Here is a 16217-nt window from a genome sequence, read left to right on the forward strand (position 1 = left end):
TTCGAATACATAAACGGCTTCTACAATCCGCGCCGTCGCCACTCAGCTCTGGGCTGGAAAAGCCCTGTCGCCTTCGAGCGAAAGGTGGCCTAAACGAGCACTTGGGGCGGCACAAAAGCGCGACAGGTCCATAATCGGGCAGGCAATGGTGCCCCGGCGGGCGGGACAGCGCGTAGGCGTTGGTGTGGGTGCCGGTCAGCACCGATGACAAGGCGGCTTTGGCAAGCCCCGCTGACAGCGCCGCGATTTCATACCCGCCGGGGCCGAAGGGTGTGCGCCGGCCCAGCTCTCCGCCGGTGCCGTCGGACAGTCGTTTGAATTCATTCAGGTAGCTGGCCGGGTGGACGCGCTGTAGATCCTCTTGCGTGGCAGCCATACCGCCGCACATGTCCAGATCACGCGCGAGCCCTGTGACGGTGATCAGGTTTTTCAGTCGTCGCTTGGTTTCGGGGCTTTCGGGCAGACCGCCGTCGAGCGGCTGCACTAGCCCGCCAACAGGCAGCATGCCCGCATAGTTCCCGCCCGCATGCCAGAAACAGCGTTCGTCCTAGAAGAAACCCGTGGTCATTATCGCCCCCTTTTGATGGTATGCTTGTTGACGGCGGGAAGGATGACAAGGGTGCGCGCAAAGGCCCGCCGACAAGTGCTGTTGGACGGCTAGCCGGGTTTGCGGAGCTGGTAGACCCCTTCGGGCAAATCCAGCGCGGCTTGCAGGTCGCGCAACTGACTGAGTGACAGGGTGATCCGCACCAGCGCATCCGTGCGTGGATCGGCCTGCACGATGGTGATGCAATCCTCAAACGCGTTGATGGTGACGTCTTCCAGCAGTGGCGCTTTGCCTTCGTCCACGAGGGTGATCACCGTGGCATCATAGTCGTGTTCAATGGTAAACATCTGTTCAGCCTAGCGGTGGTTTCAGCCGGGCGCAATCGGGACTGGCCCTGTTGGCCGGGTTTGATATGTTGGGACGCAACTGTCGTTGATTGGAGATTTGTATGCGTTTGTCCCCCCTTTTTCTGATTGCGGCCCTCGTCGCCTGTGCGCCCGTTGTGGATGATGCGGGGCCACAGGTTGTGCCGTTACAGCCACAGACCACGGGCCCGCAGGTGTCGCAGGCGCAGTCGCTGCGCAATTTTCGCACAGCGGCGCAGCGGATTGAACCTGTGGCCGAGACCGTGTGCCGCCGCCGCGATCCCAGTGTGAATTGCGATTTCAACATTCTGATCGATAACCGTAGCAAAGAGATCAACGCCTATCAGACGTTGGATCGTAGCGGACGCCCGATCATCGCTTTCACGGTGCCGATGATTGCCGAAGCGCGGAACGTGGATGAGATCGCCTTTGTCATGGCGCATGAGGCCGCACACCATATCGAAGGCCATTTGGCACGCCAGCGGGCGAATGCGACCGTAGGTGCGGTGCTACTGGGCGGGCTGGCCGGTGCGTTGGGCACGACCGATCAGGCCTCCATCGACACGGCGCAGCAGCTTGGGGCCGGGCTGGGCGCGCGCACCTATTCGAAGAATTTTGAGTTGGAGGCGGATGCGCTGGGCACACGTATCGCTGCGGCAGCGGGGTTCGATCCCTTGCGCGGCGCGCAGTTCTTCTTTCGCATACCGGATCCGGGTGACCGTTTCCTTGGTACGCACCCTGCGAATGCGGACCGCCTGCGGACAGTGCAGCGGGTGGCCGCAGGGCTATAAGCTGTGGATGGTAGGCGGGTGCGGGGACGGGCCCGCCTGCGAAAGAGAGATTTCTCCGGCCTGCCGGTCGTAACGTTGACGGGGTATTTTCGGCATCAATAGTCCGACCCCAGAAACGCTGGGTAGATGAGACGCGGCAGACCGGAGTGGTTGTAAATGGATACTTACAAAAGGGTCTAATATAGCTGCTTCAAATACACCGATAGGCTTGAATTGCCCCAATAAACGGGCCTGACTGGTTACAAGGAAGATGTTACGCTAAGTTTGACGCTACGTCAGGTCAGGCATTCCTTACTTTTTGGTTAAATCCGCATTTGGCGTCTTGAACAGGAGGGGGCCAATGCCGGTTGAAGGGTGCTGCCACTGCGGCGCGGTGACTTATTTTTATTACTATGAGCCTGAAAAGGCGACATCTTGCAATTGTAGTATATGTCGCAGGCTTGGCGCTCTCTGGATCTATGCCCCGGTAGATAAGATCAGCGTGAGCGGTCCAACCAGATCCTATATACAAGGCGATAAGTTGCTGGCGTTTCATAGCTGTGAAATCTGCGGCTGCACGACCCACTGGGAAAATTTGCAGCCCGAATTAGAGGACGCCCCCTATATGGCTGTTAATCTGCGGCTTGCCGCACCAGAGGTCGTGGCAAAGGTGAGGGTCCGCCATTTTGATGGTGCGGACAGTTGGACATTCTTTGATTGAGCGAGAGCCCGCCGAAATTATGCGCGGGCTTGCGATGGCCGCCACTCCACGCCACTGTGTTGAAAACATTGGGGCACGCATGCAGATAAGGTGGCACTTCTATGCCAAGTGAAACACTGGTGATGATCCCGCCGATGCTTTGTGATGCACGGGTATTTGCGGAGCAGATGCGCGATCTGTCGTGCGATCATGCGGTGATGTTCGCGCCGTCGACCACAGGCGAGCGAATGGAAGAAATCGCGAGCCAGATATTGACTTGGTCGCCCGGAAAATTCGCGCTCGCTGGCGCAGGGATGGGCGGGATGATTGCGATGGAAATCCTGCGCCGCGCGCCGGAGCGGGTGACACGGATTGCCCTGATCAGCAGCAGCCCCTTGCCGGATACGCCCGATGCCGCTGCCGCGCGCGAGCCGCAGATCATAGCGGCCAAGGCCGGCCGCTGGGAGGATGTGCTTCAGCATGAGATCAATTCAACCTGGATGTGCCCTGCCGCTGATAAGGTCGAGATCGTGCGCCTGCTGACCGATATGGGCCATGCGCTGGGGCCGGATGTGTATGTTCGGCAGGCCCGCGCGCTGCAGCGGCGCAAGGACCAGCAGCTGACCATGCGCAAGATCCGGCAGCCTGCCATTGTGATCTGTGGTCGCCATGACGGGCAATATCCGATGAAGCGCCATGAATTTCTGGCGGAGCTGATCCCCTATGCAGAACTGGATGTGATTGAGCAGGCGGGCTACCTGCCCACGCTCGAAGCACCAGAGGCGGTCTGCGATAGTCTGCGCCGCTGGATGAAAATGCCAATGGTTCTGCGGCACTGATACCGCGCTGTACGGTGTAGCAATTCCTGAAACAGGAATTGCCATCAAATCCTCGGCGAGGATTTGGCATCAGACTTTCGCGAAAGTCTGATCGCTCAGTTGAGATGTCAGTAATAGGTTAGTTGAGGGAGACAACCTTGCCCTTTTTCCGCTGGGACGTACCGGAATTGGTATCAATGAAATCCAACACCAGCGGCCGAATATTGTTGCGCCAGCTGCTGCCTGCGAAAATCCCGTAATGGCCTGCGCCCGGTTCCAGATGCGCGGCCTTTTTACTGTCCGGCAAGCCAGTCAGAAGTCCCAGTGCCGCAAGGCACTGGCCAGGGGCGGAAATATCATCCTTTTCGCCTTCGACGATCTTCACGGCAACGGTTGTGATGCTGGCGAAATCGACCTTGTGGCCGTCAACGATGAAATCGTTACGCGCGATCTCGCGTCCTTTGAAGATACGTTCGACGGTGGACAGGTAGAATTCTGCGGTCATATCCATCACCGCGAGGTATTCGTCATAAAAGGCGTTGTGCCGATCATGTTCGGTCGCTTCGCCCTTGGCCACGCGAATGATTTCATCTCGGAATGCATTGGAATGGGTTTCGGCGTTCATCGAGATGAATGAGGCCAGTTGCAACAAGCCGGGATAGACTGTCCGGCCAACACCCGCATATTTGAAGCCGACCTGCTGGATCATCGTCTGTTCCAACTGGCCCATGGTCACCGTGCGCCCGAAATCAGTGACTTCGGTTGCATTTGCCTCGGGGTCGACGGGGCCGCCGATAAGGGTCAGTGATTTCGGCTGCGCCTTGGGATCCTGTTCGGCAAGATATGCGGTGGCGGCCAGGGTCAGCGGGACGGGCTGGCAGACGGCGATCACATGCAGGTCAGAGCCGAGTTCGCGCATAAAATCGACCAGATAAAGGGTGTAATCCTCAACATCGAATTTGCCGGCGCTGACTGGGATATCGCGGGCGTTGTGCCAGTCGGTGATGTAGACGTCGCAATCGGGCAGCAGGCTGATCACGGTTTTGCGGAGCAGCGTTGCATAGTGGCCGGACATGGGGGCCACCAGCAGGACCCGCCGCTTGCTGGGCTCACGCCCCGGCATGGTGAAATGGATCAGGTCGCCGAAGGGCCGTTCCACAACGGTTTCGATAACAACCGGGTGATCCTTGCCCTTGCTGCAGGTGACGGGTGGAATGTTCCAGTCGGGCTTGACCACCATGCGTTGGAATGTGCGTTCGGTGACTTCACCCCACGCCTTGATCCAATCAATGGCAGGGTTCGCGCCCCAGGACATCATCGGATAGGATGCAAAGGCACGTGCCGTGGCCCCAAGCCACTGGTTCGTGTTGCGCGCGCTTTCCATCAGGTCATAGGTCATCATATACTTCATTTAACATCTCCGATCGGGCGCACAGACAGAATGCTGCGAGTGCAGCATAGGCATAGGAAGGTTAATATGACAACAAAGGATTCAGCGGATGATCGAACTTCCGCCGGGAATGTTGCGAAACTTGAAGCCAATCTTGCCCGTGTCGAAGAGCTGACGCAGCGTCTATTGAGCGCTTTGGGGCAGGCCCGTCAGATTGCGCCGTCCCTGCAAGGACCCAGCAATGACCTATATATGAAGGCCGCAAGTGCCTATATGCATGAGATGATGCACAATCCGGCCAAGCTGATCGAGCATCAGGTGGAGTTCTGGGGCAAGTCGCTGAAGCATTATGTCGCAGCCCAGCATCTGCTGGCGCAGGGGAAGCTGGAACCGGCGGAAGACGACACCCCCAAGGATCGCCGCTTTGCCCATACGCTCTGGGACACCAACCCTTATTTCAACTTCATCAAGCAGCAATATCTGCGAAATGCCGCTGCAGTGCAGCAGGCGGTTGAGGGAATCGAGACACTTGATTCTGGCGAAAAACGGCGTTTGCGCTATTTCAGCCAGCAATTGGTTGACATGATGAGCCCGACCAATTTTTTACCCACCAACCCAGAGGCGCTTGCCCTTGCGGCGGAAACCGATGGGGAAAGTCTGGTGGCCGGGATGGAAAATCTTGTCGCTGATCTGGAAGCAAACGGCGGGGATCTGGTGGTTACGCTGGCCGATAAAGAGGCGTTCAAGCTAGGCGAGAATCTGGCCACCACGCCCGGCTCTGTCGTGTATCGCAACCATATGTTCGAGTTAATCCAATACGCCCCGACAACCGACAAGGTGCATACCACCCCGCTAATCATCTTTCCTCCATGGATCAATAAATTCTACATTCTTGACCTTAAACCCCAGAACAGCCTGATCAAATGGGCCGTTGCGCAAGGGTATACAGTGTTCATCGTGTCTTGGGTGAACCCGGATCGGGGGTATCGCGACACGTCGATGAGCGATTATGTCACCGATGGGTATCTGACCGCGATCAATGAGGTCAAAACGATTTGCGGCGTCAAAAAGGTGAACGTCGTGGGATATTGCATCGCGGGTACCACATTGTCCCTGACCCTTGCGCTGATGAAAAAGCGCAAAGATACATCGGTGAGCGCCGCAACGTTTTTCACCACGCTGACCGATTTTTCAGACCGGGGTGAGGTGGGCGTATTTCTGGATGATGATTTTGTCGATGGGATCGCGGCCGAAGTGGAACGCGAGGGGATTTTGGATTCCTTCTTTATGTCGCGCACGTTCTCTTATCTGCGGGCCAATGATCTGATCTATGCCCCCGCGATCAAAAGCTACATGATGGGCAAGGCGCCGCCCGCGTTTGATCTGCTCTATTGGAACGGGGATGGGACGAACCTGCCCGCGACCATGTCGATGGAGTATCTGCGCGGCCTTTGCCAAGAGGACAAGTTCGCCACAGAGGGGTTCGAGATTTGCGGCGAGCGGGTGCAGATCAAGGATGTCACCCTGCCGCTGTGCGCGATTGCGTGCGAGACGGATCATATTGCCGCATGGCGCAGCAGCTACCATGGCATCCAAAAAATGGGATCAAAGGATAAGACATTCATCCTGTCGGAATCCGGCCATATCGCCGGGATCGTGAACCCGCCCAGCAAGAACAAATATGGCCATTACACCAACCTTGAAATGGGGCTGACCGCTGATGACTGGTTGGCGGGGGCCGACAAGCATGACGGGTCATGGTGGCCGCGCTGGGATTCGTGGTTATCCAAAAAATCTGGAAAAATGATTGCCGCGCGGACCCCGGGAGATGACGATCACCCGATCCTTGCCCCCGCACCCGGGACGTATGTTGTCGCTAAGTAACTGCAACCTATGCGATAATATGCAATAGCAGAAAATTTTATGCTGCAGTGCAGAAAAAACTTGAAATGCTGCGCCGCAGCATGCATATTGGTGTCACAAGATAAAACGCGGAGGGGGCTCCGCACCGACAAAGAAAGTGACTGATCAAATGGCTACCAACACACAAGACTTCACAGCGATCTTCAAAGACATGATGGGCACATTCCCTGTCGACACCAAAGCAATGGAAGAGCACTTTAAAAGCCAGACAACACTGGCTGAAAAGATGTCTGGCGTCGCGCTGGACGCTGCTGGCAAATCGGCTGAGCTGTCTTCCAAGTGGACACAGGACACGCTTTCCAAGATGGAAAAAATGTCCAAAGCCCAAGCAGAGCCTGCTGACTATGCAAAAGCAATGACCGACTTCGCATCCGCACAGGCCGAATCTGCTGCCGAGCACATGTCTGCTTTCGCTGAAATCGCCAAAAAAGTGCAGACCCAGACAATGGAATTGGTTCTGGCTGCTGGCAAAGACTGGTCCGAGGACGTGTCTGCTGCTGCGAAAAAAGCAACTGGTGACATGACCAACGCTGCCAAAAAGGCAACTGCTGGCGCAAAGTAAGACGATTGGCCGGGTCCTCCCCCCGGGGCCAATCACATGGAACGGGTCGCCCTTTGGCGGCCCGTTTTTTATTTGCGCAACTTTATGTGAAGGAACAGTTCCCACGACGACGTGTTGAAACCTCGTCATGCAAAAAGGGGACCGTTCATGTCTGAACAGATCACAACTATCAATCCAGCCACCGAAGAAGAGATCGCGCAATATCAGCTGATGACTGATACAGAGGTCACGGAGGCGATCGAGAAATGTCACGCGGCATTTACGGGCTGGCGCACACGCAGCGCGGCGGAGCGCGCCGATGTAATGCGCGCTATTGGTCAAGGTCTGCGCGACAACGCGGATGCGATGGCAAAGCTGATGACCCGCGAAATGGGCAAGCTGCTGACCCAAAGCCATCAGGAGATCGAACTTTGCGCCCAGATTTGTGACTGGACTGCGGGCAATGGTCCTGACGCCCTGAAAGTTGAAAAACGCGATATCGGCGAAGGCCAGACAGGCCATATCGTCTATTCCCCGATTGGCGTGATCTACGGCATTCAGCCTTGGAACTACCCGGCTTATCAGGTTGTTCGGTATTCCATTGCCAATCTGATGGCGGGCAATGGCGTGCTGCTGAAGCACGCATCAAACGTGACTGGCAGCGGTGAGATGCTGGGCCGGATCTATCGTGAGGCTGGCTTGCCGGAAAACCTGTTTACGGTGCTGCGCGCCTCGCACGACCAATCTGACGCAGTGATTGAACATGATCTTGTGCGTGGTGTGACCCTGACAGGCAGCCCCGTAGCGGGTGAAGTTGTCGGCGCAAAGGCCGCAAAAGCGCTGAAGAAGACCGTGCTCGAGCTGGGGTCGAACGACGCTTATATCGTGTTGGAAGATGCCGACCTGGATGTGGCCGTGAAAGCCTGTGTGCAGGGACGGGTCTACAATAATGGTGAGACATGTATCGCGGCGAAACGCTTTGTGGTTGTCGATGCGATCTATGACGCATTCCGCGAAAAATTCGTGGCTGCAATGAAAGGGCTGAAAGCGGGTGATCCGACGGCGGATGACAGCGACATCGGCCCGATGGCCCGCAAGGACCTGCGTGACGAATTGCATGAGCAGGTTCAGGAAAGCGTTAAGAATGGCGCAACGATTTTGGCGGGTGGCGAGATGCCTGACGGGAAGGGCTACTTTTATCCTGCCACGGTGCTGGAAGACGTCACCGCCGGTCAGCCCGCCTATGACGACGAACTCTTCGGCCCCGTCGCCGCGCTGATCCGGGCGAAGGATGCTGAGGATGCGATGCGTATCGCCAATGATAGCCGGTTCGGCTTGGGCGGGGGGATATTCTCACGCGATGTTGATAAGGCGGTGGAAATGGCGGCCGCGCATTTCGATACGGGTATGGTATTTGTGAACGGCTTTGGTCTGGCCAATCCGGCGATGCCATTTGGCGGTGTCAAACGCTCTGGCTATGGCCGTGAACATGGCGGGTTTGGATTGCATGAATTCGTAAACGCGAAGGCGATTCACGTCACCGAAACCTAAGCCATCGAATGACGTCTTGGCCACGATGCAGTTTCCCTTTCTTTTTGCGCAGACGCAGCATAGGCTGATCTGCAAGTTAATAAGTCTGTGGAGGGACGATCGTGGCCGAGGCAAATAAACCTCTCTTGATCAAGCGTTACGCCAGTCGGCGTCTCTATAATACCGAGACAAGCGACTATGTTACCTTGGAAGATATCGCCCTTTTTATTCGTGAAGGCCGCGAGGTGCAGATCGTCGATCTGAAATCCGGCGATGATCTGACCCGCCAATATCTGTTGCAGATTATCGCAGAGCATGAAAGCCGCGGCGAAAACGTGTTGCCTGTTGATGTGTTGACCGATCTGGTGCGCAGCTACACCAGTCAAGCTGCATCTGTTGTGCCGCAATTTCTGCAAGCTAGTTTCGAAATGCTCCGCGATGGTCAATCCAAGGCGATGGAAAACATGACCAAAGCAAACCCAATGGTGGCGATGCCCGGCTTTGATGCAATGCGCGCGCAGCAGGCGGCGTTTTTCAAGGCGATGACAGGGGGCATATCTGGCAACTGGTCTGGGCCCGCAGCGGAAGAGCCTGCGCAGGCTTCGAACGGCAAAGAAGACCTGAGCGATATCAAAAAGCAACTGGCCGAGTTGCAGGACAAATTGTCAAAACTGAAATAGGGCCGCGCTGTCGTGTCTGACCGGCTGAAATATATTCCATGACCCGCAAACGCGCCGGGATTTTCTGAGGATATCATGGCGACGACGGGGAAAATCACCCTTTGGGGCGTGGAAGTATTTGTGGCCACGGCGGAAGAAGCCTCGATTTCTGCTGCGGCGCGGCGGCTGGGCAGTTCGGCGGCCACTGTCAGCCAGCAAATCACCAATCTGGAAGGGGCGATTGGGACCACATTGCTGAACCGGGGCCAGCGTCCGGTCACGCTGACGCCTGCGGGGCAGATGTTTCTGCGCCGTGCCAATACGATCCTGAACGAGGCGGATCAGGCGCGCGCGGAACTGGCAATGGCGGACCTAAGCCGCCTGACCAGCCTGCGATTGGGGATGATCGAGGATTTCGATGCGGATGTGACACCTGGATTGCTCACGGGCATGAGTGCTGAGTTGAAGAACTGCCAGTTCCTGCTGGAAACCGGCGCGTCGCATCGGCTTTTTGACCTACTCGAACACCGCGCACTGGACGTCATCGTGGGCGCAGATATGGGGCAAGATATCGCCGGGATGGAGGTGCATCCGCTGCTGGAAGAGCCGTTCATCGTCGCGGCCCCCAAAGGTGCGATCAAGCGGGATGACATCGCCCGCCAGCTACGCCGTATTCAGCTGATCCAATACACGACCCGCCATCATATGGGCCGGGTGATTGCAGCCCATCTGGCCCGGCAAGAGCTGCGCGTCAGCCACCGGTTTGAGCTGGACAGCTATCACGCGATCATGGCGATGGTGGCCGAGGGCAGGGGGTGGACGATCCTGACACCGCTGGGCTGGCTGCGAGCGCAGCGTTTTCGTGCGGCGGTGGATTTGATGCCTTTGCCCTTTCAACCGCTCAGCCGGGTGATTTCTTTGACCGCCCGGCAGGACGTCATGGGCAATATCCCGACAACGATTGCCACTCGGCTGAAACCGCTTCTGCGCGAGAAGATCATTCAGCCTGCGCTGGACCAGTACCCTTGGCTGAAGGATCAGTTAAGGTTGCTTTAAGCCACGGCCTTTGTCTGTTTCATCACCCGTTCAGCCGCAGTGATCAGCACATCGGCGATCACGTCGCAGTCTTGCAGGCTCAGCCGGGCAGGCAGACGCACATCAGCCGCTTGCATCAGCATGGCGCGGGTGCGTGGCAGTGCGGGACGCTCGGCAATGAATTCCCAGTTCCAGAATGCGCGCGCGTTGTTGGTGCTGCGCCCAAAGATTTGCACCGGCAGGCCTGCTGCGGCGGTCTCTGCCATAAAGGCGTCGATCTGGCTGTCGGTCATGTTCACGAGGTTGAATTGAATGGAATCTGGCGCACGCTCTTCTGAGGGTAGTTTTTCGGGGACATCCAGCCAAGATGATTGGTTGAGGCGCGCCGCGACATGGTTATGATTGCGCCTGCCGTCGGCGACCCGCCGGGGTAGCTGGTCGAGCTGCGCCCGGATCAGCGCGGCGGACAGCGTGTTCAGCCGTTGATTATAAAGCGGCAGCTTGTTCTGCCATTTGGCAAAACTGTCATGCAAGACCGGGTGTTTCTTCCAGTTGTGTTCGTACGCGCCTGACATGATGACAGCACGCGCGATCAGATCGGGATCATCCGTAATCATGATCCCGCCTTCGCCTGCGTTCAGCATCTTATAAGATTGAAAACTGAAACAGCCGATCTGGCCAAGGGTCCCGATATTGCGCCCATGCCATGTGGTGCCCAGCGAATGGGCCGCGTCTTCGATCATTGGTTTGCCAGCGTCGGCGCAGATCGCCATGATCTGGTCCATATCGCTTGTATGGCCGCGCATGTGGCTAATGATCACCGCGTCCACTTCGGCGATCTTGGCGGCGAAATCATCCAGATCAATTCGGTAATTGTCGCCGCATTCACACAGGACAGGCTGACAATCTGCATGAATGACCGCAGAAGGCACCGCGCCGAAGGTAAAGGCGGGGATCATGATCCGGGCACCACGCGGTAGTCCCAGTGCCTTTAGCGACAAGAAGAGCGCGGCAGAGCATGAGGACACCGCCAGCGCGTATTTGCTGCCCATCATTTCTGCAAATTCGGCCTCTAGCAGCGCGACAGGTGAGTTATCCGAGGTGTAACGGAACAGGTCGCCCGATTGCAGGATCTCTGTCACCGCCGTCAGCGCTGCGGCAGGGATGGGTTCCGCGTCATACACATTGGGGATTGTTAGCATGTTTTCAGTTTTTCCGAATTAACATTTCCGAAAAAGCTAACATATATAACGTTACAATTCTATGACTGTTTCTGCTGGCTTAGACGCCAAGCCTGTCGCGCAGGGCGTACCATGTCATCGCTAGCGTTAGCAGCGGTGCCCGAAAAGCCGCGCCACCGGGGAAATTCGGTACGTTCAAACTGGTCAGCGTATCGAATTTTCCTGCCTGACCGGCAATGGCTTCCGCCATAACCTTGCCTGCAAAACCCGACAGGGCGACCCCATGCCCTGAAAACCCGGCACCGGACAGGATATTGGGCGCAACCCGTTGCAGGGCAGGGACCCGGGTCATGGTGATCCCAAGTGTCCCGCCCCAAACATAGTCAATTCCAACGCCGGAAAGCTGCGGGAAAAGACTGGTCATCCGCGCGATGAGGGCGGTGCTGATATCCTGCGGATAGCCGATGGAATAGCTTTCGCGCCCGCCAAAAAGAAGGCGCTTATCCTCGGACATCCGATAGTAGTTCACGACGAATTTGCTGTCTGCGACGGCGATGTCACGGGCCAGCACTGTGGCCGCGCGATCCCCCAACGGCTCTGTCGCGCAGATGAAGCTGTTGATCGGCATGACCTTGGCCGCGACTTTGCGTTCGATATGCGGCAGATAGCCGTTCCCGGCGAGGATCACGTGGCGCGCTTTGACGCTGCCTTTGTCAGTGCGCACCGTGGCGGGATCGCCATGGGCGATGTGGTGCACCTCTGACCGATCAAAAAGCCGCGCGCCGGCAGCTTCAGCCAATCGCGCCAGTCCCAGCGCATAGCGCAGTGGGTGGATGTGCCCTGCGCCCATGTCCAGATCGCCACCATGATACAGTGGTGATTTGACCAGATCGCGCATCGCCTCGGTATCAAGTGGTTCAATCTGATCATAGCCGTAGTGGTCGGCAAGAAAGGCGGCGCCGCGTCGGGTCTCTGCCGCTTCGGTCTTGCTGTAACAACCATGAGCAATACCGGGGGTATAGCGCGCCTCTGGGATGTGATCAGCGCAGGTCTGGCGCAGATCGGCTTTGGCTTCTTCTGCAAGGGACCAGAGCGCGCGGGCCGCGTCTGCCCCCAGCCGCTTTTCCAGTGTTTGCTGGCTGGCATTGTAGCCGGTGCCGACCTGTCCGCCGTTGCGTCCCGACGCGCCAAAGCCCGCGCGGTGGGCATCCAGCACCACTACGTCCAACCCTTTTTCCGCCAGATGCCGCGCGGCAGACAGCCCTGTGTATCCTGCCCCGATAATGCAGACATCCGCCGTGACCTGCCCGTAAAGCGGTGGCTTTTCAGGGGGCAGGTCGGTGCTGGCTGCATACCAGCTTTTGGGAAACTGGCCGGGGCGGTCATTGCGGTAAAGCGGGTTCATAAGGGTCCCTGACTATTTGGCGTGCGGGGATTGTGATGACGCGCAAAACGCCCATGATACCCCTGCACGACACAACGCAGGAGCAGCCCCCATGTCAATATCCCCCGAGACCCGCAATGCCGCCTGCCACTGCGGCGCGGTGCGCTTTACCGTCAAACTCACAGACGGGCTGAACACGGCGCGGCGCTGTAGTTGTTCGTTTTGCCAGATGCGCGGGGCGGTCGCTGTGACTGCACCGCTGGACGGTGTCCGCTTCACGAAAGGGGAAGAGGTGCTGACGCTTTATCAGTTCAATAAGAAAGTGGCGAAGCATTATTTCTGTGCGCAGTGCGGCATCTACACCCACCACCAACGCCGGTCGAACCCGCAGGAGCTGGGCGTGAATGTCGCCTGTCTTGAGGGCGTCAGCCCGTTCGATTTCCCAGAGGTGATCGTGAATAATGGTGTCACACATCCATCGGACGACCCGGATGCGCCGCAGATTTCTGGCTTTCTGCGATACGTAAAAAACATTGTGTGACGCAGTCCCGGACTTGATCCGGGACCTCTGTATCAAAGCCAAGGTTGAGGTCCCGGATCAAGTCCGGGACTGCGCTGCTCTGTGGTCGAATGTCAGGGGTGGAATTGCAGATGCAGGTGATCGTCATGGCGTGCAGCACGGCAGCCTTGGAAGCGGATCGCGGCCCCTGTTACTTCAAGCCGCTCTGATAAATGCGGTTCGACCAACACTTTGAAATCCTCTCCGATCGGGTTTGCGGCCAGCCAGCGCAACATCGCGCCTGTGCAGGCCTCGTCCAATGGCCAGTCTCGGAGGAGGGGTTGCAGCCACGGCATATCCCAGCGCAGGGAATACCCCGCCTGATAGACCCCGGCCTGATCGGTATAAAAGAACGCCAGATCAAGCTTTTCGCCATCGTCATGCGACAGATGCGGCAATAACGGAAACCCATCCAGATATGGGAAATTTCCATCAAGCGCGCGGGTGCGTGTACCGGGGAATTGAAGGTGCATGTGCGTAGCCAATGCATCGCCGTACGCCGCAACTTCAGGACTTACATAGTGCCGGTTCAGAGCGCAGTAGAACGGGCTGAGAACAGCGATCTTATCCGGTCCTGCACAAAGCAACGCATAGCAACCCTGTCATTCAACGGTGCGGTGAAATAGGCTGCGACGGACAATGCCAGATAAAACCCAAGGAATGGCAAAAGTAACCGCCCAAAAAGTGACCTTAGCAGTAGCGCCAAAAGCCATGCGAGCCCACCAATCTGCGTCAGAATGGTCAGCAGCAGAATGGCCAGCCCGTGCCGGATCATACGTTCAGCAGCAAATGTTCGCGTTCCCATGGGCTGATGACTTGCAGGAATTCGTTATATTCCGTCCGCTTCACGATGGAATAAACCCGCGCGAAATCGGGGCCGAGCACCTCGTGCATTTCGGTCGCCGCGTCAAACAGGTCGAGTGCCGCATAAAGCCCCTGCGGGATTTCATCCTCGGATTCGTAAGCGTCCCCGCGCCAGCGCTTATCCGGCCGGATCTCATTTTTCAGCCCCAGATAGCCGCAGGCCAGCGAGGCGGCGATGCAAAGATAGGGATTGCAATCCATACCTGCGAGCCTGTTTTCGACCCTGCGCGCCTCTGGCGGTGAGACGGGGATACGGATGCCGGTTGTGCGATTGTCGCGCCCCCATTCCAGATTGATCGGCGCCGCATGGTCGCGCACGTAGCGCCGGTATGAGTTCACATAGGGTGCGATCACGGCGATCACACTGGGCATATATTCCTGTAGCCCGCCGATAAAGTGAAAGAACGCATCAGTTTCCCCCCCCTGCGGTCCGGTGAAGATATTGCGCCCTTTCTCATCCAGCACCGAATGGTGGATATGCATGGCCGAACCCGGTTCGCCCTCGATCGGTTTGGCCATGAAGGTGGCGAAACAATCATGTTTCAGCGCCGCCTCACGCAGTAGCCTTTTGAAGAAAAACACCTCATCCGCGAGCTTGATCGGATTGCCGTGACGCAGGTTGATTTCAAGCTGTCCCGCGCCGCCTTCTTGGGCGATGCCGTCGATTTCGAAACCCTGCACCTCGGCGAATTCATATATGTCGTCAATGACTGGGCCATAGTCATCCACGGCGGACATCGAATAGGCTTGCCGGCCCGCTGCGGGCCGCCCGGTGCGGCCCATCATCGGCTCGATCGGGTGGGCGGGGTTGATATTGCGGGCGACCAGATAGAATTCCATTTCGGGGGCGACAACCGGGGTCCAGCCTTCGGCCTTATACAGGTCCAGCACCCGGCGCAGCACGTTGCGCGGCGAAAACGGGATCGGGTTGCCCTTTTGATCGAACGCATCATGGATCACCTGTAGCGTGCCATCGTCCGCCCAGGGGGCGGCTGTGGCGGTGGACAGGTCCGGTTTCATCACCATGTCAGGTTCAAGGAACCCGTCGGGGCCTGCGGCCTCGCCCCAGTCGCCAGTGATGGTCTGGAAAAAGATTGAGTTGGGCAGGTGGAAATGGGTTTGCTTTTCCCATTTGCTCGCAGGGACAGCCTTGCCCCTTGCGATGCCGGGCAGGTCGGCGATGACGCATTCCACCTCGTCTAGCCGGTTGGTTTCGATATAGGTGCGTGCAGCGTCAGGAACGGCGTTGATCCAGCTCATGCCAGTGTTCTTTCCTTGAAAAACCGGGCTATCTGAGCGGCCAGAAACCCCCGGTCGATGGGTTTATCCAATGCGTCGGTCACGGTGGCCAGTTGTGCATCCGGGACAACGCCGGGCCCCCGGAATCGGGCGAGCCCTGCGGTATATGCGGTATCAAACTCTGGGTGCGGCTGCACGGTGAAGGCCTGCTTGCCGTAAACAAGCGCCGCATATTGGCAGAACCGGTTGCTTGCCACGACCTCTGCCCCGGAGGGGAGCGTCAGCACCTGATCCTGATGCCATGCGTTCAGGGCGATGTCTTGCCCATTCCAGTCATAAACCTGCCGTCCGACGGCCCAGCCGTCCTTGAACTTCGCAACCTTGCCTCCCAGGGCTTGTGCAATGATCTGATGACCAAAGCAGACCCCCACAAGCGGCAGATCAGCGGCCGTGATATCACGGACCAGCTGTTCTAGCAGCGGAATGAAGGGCAGATCTTCATATACGCCATGTTTAGAGCCGGTGATCAGCCAGCCATCGCAATCCGTGTGATCCTTTGGAAAGACCATATCGACCACGTCATATTGGACGAACTCGAACCCGTGCCCATCAAGAAGCGCGACAAAAAGTGTCGCGTAGTCGCCGAGCGACGGGCGCAGTTCGTCCGGCGCGTGGCCCGCCTGCAATATGCCGATTTTCATGGGTCACCGTG

The 16217-nt window shown here is 57.6% G+C and carries 16 protein-coding genes and 2 pseudogenes; 9 read left to right on the forward strand and 9 right to left on the reverse strand.

What is annotated here, in order from left to right; all coding sequences use genetic code 11:
• Positions 1-130: 130 nt before the first annotated feature.
• Both ACJ5NV_RS19495 and ACJ5NV_RS19500 read right to left on the reverse strand, forming a co-directional pair.
• A pseudogene (locus tag ACJ5NV_RS19495) lies at positions 131-568 on the reverse strand (arginase family protein); the annotation flags it as partial.
• Between the two features lie 89 nt (positions 569-657).
• A complete protein-coding gene (locus ACJ5NV_RS19500; protein ID WP_411646438.1) occupies positions 658-894 on the reverse strand; it encodes a hypothetical protein in 237 nt (78 codons plus the stop codon).
• 101 nt (positions 895-995) lie between these two features.
• Between ACJ5NV_RS19500 and ACJ5NV_RS19505 the strand changes: the two genes are divergently transcribed.
• From ACJ5NV_RS19505 to ACJ5NV_RS19510, 3 genes and pseudogenes are all read left to right on the forward strand, one after another.
• Positions 996-1703, forward strand: coding sequence for a M48 family metallopeptidase (locus ACJ5NV_RS19505; protein WP_411646440.1), 708 nt, complete (start codon positions 996-998; stop codon positions 1701-1703).
• A 340-nt stretch (positions 1704-2043) separates the two neighbouring features.
• Positions 2044-2262 (forward strand): annotated as a pseudogene (locus tag ACJ5NV_RS20455) (GFA family protein); the annotation flags it as partial.
• A gap of 242 nt (positions 2263-2504) precedes the next feature.
• Entirely contained in the window at positions 2505-3221 is a 717-nt protein-coding gene (locus ACJ5NV_RS19510) for an alpha/beta fold hydrolase (protein WP_411646441.1), read from the forward strand.
• Between the two features lie 118 nt (positions 3222-3339).
• Here ACJ5NV_RS19510 and phaZ read toward each other — a convergent pair whose 3' ends face one another.
• Positions 3340-4611: a polyhydroxyalkanoate depolymerase gene (phaZ, locus tag ACJ5NV_RS19515; protein ID WP_411646443.1), complete on the reverse strand. Its 1272-nt coding sequence runs from the start codon at positions 4609-4611 to the stop codon at positions 3340-3342.
• A 66-nt stretch (positions 4612-4677) separates the two neighbouring features.
• Between phaZ and ACJ5NV_RS19520 the strand changes: the two genes are divergently transcribed.
• The 5 genes from ACJ5NV_RS19520 (at position 4678) to ACJ5NV_RS19540 (ending at position 10299) form a co-directional block, all read left to right on the forward strand.
• Positions 4678-6474 carry a PHA/PHB synthase family protein gene (locus ACJ5NV_RS19520; RefSeq protein WP_411646445.1) on the forward strand — a complete coding sequence of 599 codons (1797 nt, stop codon included), beginning with the start codon at positions 4678-4680 and terminating at the stop codon, positions 6472-6474.
• Positions 6475-6622: 148 nt separating this feature from the next.
• Positions 6623-7075, forward strand: a complete 453-nt coding sequence (locus ACJ5NV_RS19525) for a phasin family protein (RefSeq protein ID WP_411646447.1) — start codon at positions 6623-6625, stop codon at positions 7073-7075.
• A gap of 147 nt (positions 7076-7222) precedes the next feature.
• A complete protein-coding gene (locus ACJ5NV_RS19530) occupies positions 7223-8605 on the forward strand; it encodes an NAD-dependent succinate-semialdehyde dehydrogenase (protein ID WP_411646449.1) in 1383 nt (460 codons plus the stop codon).
• A 101-nt stretch (positions 8606-8706) separates the two neighbouring features.
• On the forward strand, positions 8707-9264 hold the full coding sequence (gene phaR, locus ACJ5NV_RS19535) for a polyhydroxyalkanoate synthesis repressor PhaR (RefSeq protein ID WP_411646451.1): 558 nt from the start codon (positions 8707-8709) through the stop codon (positions 9262-9264).
• 72 nt (positions 9265-9336) lie between these two features.
• Complete coding sequence (locus ACJ5NV_RS19540; protein ID WP_411646498.1) at positions 9337-10299, forward strand: LysR family transcriptional regulator; 963 nt, start codon at positions 9337-9339, stop codon at positions 10297-10299.
• Here the strand turns inward: ACJ5NV_RS19540 and ACJ5NV_RS19545 are convergent.
• Positions 10296-11480 (reverse strand): DegT/DnrJ/EryC1/StrS family aminotransferase, encoded by a 1185-nt coding sequence (locus tag ACJ5NV_RS19545; protein ID WP_411646452.1) that lies wholly within the window; start codon positions 11478-11480, stop codon positions 10296-10298. The two genes, ACJ5NV_RS19540 and ACJ5NV_RS19545, sit on opposite strands and share 4 nt — an antisense overlap.
• Positions 11481-11559: 79 nt before the next feature.
• Complete coding sequence (locus ACJ5NV_RS19550; RefSeq protein WP_411646454.1) at positions 11560-12864, reverse strand: NAD(P)/FAD-dependent oxidoreductase; 1305 nt, start codon at positions 12862-12864, stop codon at positions 11560-11562.
• 91 nt (positions 12865-12955) lie between these two features.
• Here ACJ5NV_RS19550 and ACJ5NV_RS19555 point away from each other — a divergent pair, with 91 nt between their 5' ends.
• Complete coding sequence (locus tag ACJ5NV_RS19555) at positions 12956-13384, forward strand: GFA family protein (RefSeq protein WP_411646456.1); 429 nt, start codon at positions 12956-12958, stop codon at positions 13382-13384.
• Positions 13385-13476: 92 nt separating this feature from the next.
• Here ACJ5NV_RS19555 and ACJ5NV_RS19560 read toward each other — a convergent pair whose 3' ends face one another.
• Genes ACJ5NV_RS19560 through ACJ5NV_RS19575 form a run of 4 tightly spaced genes read right to left on the reverse strand, consistent with a single transcriptional unit; the run spans position 13477 to position 16206 of the window.
• Complete coding sequence (locus tag ACJ5NV_RS19560; protein WP_411646458.1) at positions 13477-13875, reverse strand: hypothetical protein; 399 nt, start codon at positions 13873-13875, stop codon at positions 13477-13479.
• A 56-nt stretch (positions 13876-13931) separates the two neighbouring features.
• The gene (locus tag ACJ5NV_RS19565) at positions 13932-14207 is read right to left on the reverse strand and encodes a hypothetical protein (RefSeq protein WP_411646459.1); all 276 of its coding nucleotides are present in this window, start codon (positions 14205-14207) and stop codon (positions 13932-13934) included.
• Positions 14174-15526 carry a glutamine synthetase family protein gene (locus tag ACJ5NV_RS19570; protein WP_411646461.1) on the reverse strand — a complete coding sequence of 451 codons (1353 nt, stop codon included), beginning with the start codon at positions 15524-15526 and terminating at the stop codon, positions 14174-14176. Before ACJ5NV_RS19570 ends, ACJ5NV_RS19565 begins: the two co-directional genes overlap by 34 nt.
• Positions 15523-16206, reverse strand: a complete 684-nt coding sequence (locus tag ACJ5NV_RS19575; protein ID WP_411646463.1) for a type 1 glutamine amidotransferase — start codon at positions 16204-16206, stop codon at positions 15523-15525. The genes ACJ5NV_RS19570 and ACJ5NV_RS19575 overlap by 4 nt, the downstream gene beginning before the upstream one ends.
• Positions 16207-16217 lie beyond the last annotated feature (11 nt).

The sequence above is a fragment of the Loktanella agnita genome (genome assembly GCF_046640325.1).
GTDB lineage: Bacteria > Pseudomonadota > Alphaproteobacteria > Rhodobacterales > Rhodobacteraceae > Yoonia > Yoonia agnita.

What these genes read in the sequence shown, in the direction of transcription:
- ACJ5NV_RS19500 (WP_411646438.1), bottom strand. Translation starts at nt 894, where the DNA reads ATGTTTACCATTGAACACGACTATGATGCCACGGTGATCACCCTCGTG.
- ACJ5NV_RS19505 (WP_411646440.1), top strand. Translation starts at nt 996, where the DNA reads ATGCGTTTGTCCCCCCTTTTTCTGATTGCGGCCCTCGTCGCCTGTGCG.
- ACJ5NV_RS19510 (WP_411646441.1), top strand. Translation starts at nt 2,505, where the DNA reads ATGCCAAGTGAAACACTGGTGATGATCCCGCCGATGCTTTGTGATGCA.
- phaZ (WP_411646443.1), bottom strand. Translation starts at nt 4,611, where the DNA reads ATGAAGTATATGATGACCTATGACCTGATGGAAAGCGCGCGCAACACG.
- ACJ5NV_RS19520 (WP_411646445.1), top strand. Translation starts at nt 4,678, where the DNA reads ATGACAACAAAGGATTCAGCGGATGATCGAACTTCCGCCGGGAATGTT.
- ACJ5NV_RS19525 (WP_411646447.1), top strand. Translation starts at nt 6,623, where the DNA reads ATGGCTACCAACACACAAGACTTCACAGCGATCTTCAAAGACATGATG.
- ACJ5NV_RS19530 (WP_411646449.1), top strand. Translation starts at nt 7,223, where the DNA reads ATGTCTGAACAGATCACAACTATCAATCCAGCCACCGAAGAAGAGATC.
- ACJ5NV_RS19545 (WP_411646452.1), bottom strand. Translation starts at nt 11,480, where the DNA reads ATGCTAACAATCCCCAATGTGTATGACGCGGAACCCATCCCTGCCGCA.
- ACJ5NV_RS19550 (WP_411646454.1), bottom strand. Translation starts at nt 12,864, where the DNA reads ATGAACCCGCTTTACCGCAATGACCGCCCCGGCCAGTTTCCCAAAAGC.
- ACJ5NV_RS19555 (WP_411646456.1), top strand. Translation starts at nt 12,956, where the DNA reads ATGTCAATATCCCCCGAGACCCGCAATGCCGCCTGCCACTGCGGCGCG.
- ACJ5NV_RS19560 (WP_411646458.1), bottom strand. Translation starts at nt 13,875, where the DNA reads ATGCACCTTCAATTCCCCGGTACACGCACCCGCGCGCTTGATGGAAAT.
- ACJ5NV_RS19565 (WP_411646459.1), bottom strand. Translation starts at nt 14,207, where the DNA reads ATGGGAACGCGAACATTTGCTGCTGAACGTATGATCCGGCACGGGCTG.
- ACJ5NV_RS19570 (WP_411646461.1), bottom strand. Translation starts at nt 15,526, where the DNA reads ATGAGCTGGATCAACGCCGTTCCTGACGCTGCACGCACCTATATCGAA.
- ACJ5NV_RS19575 (WP_411646463.1), bottom strand. Translation starts at nt 16,206, where the DNA reads ATGAAAATCGGCATATTGCAGGCGGGCCACGCGCCGGACGAACTGCGC.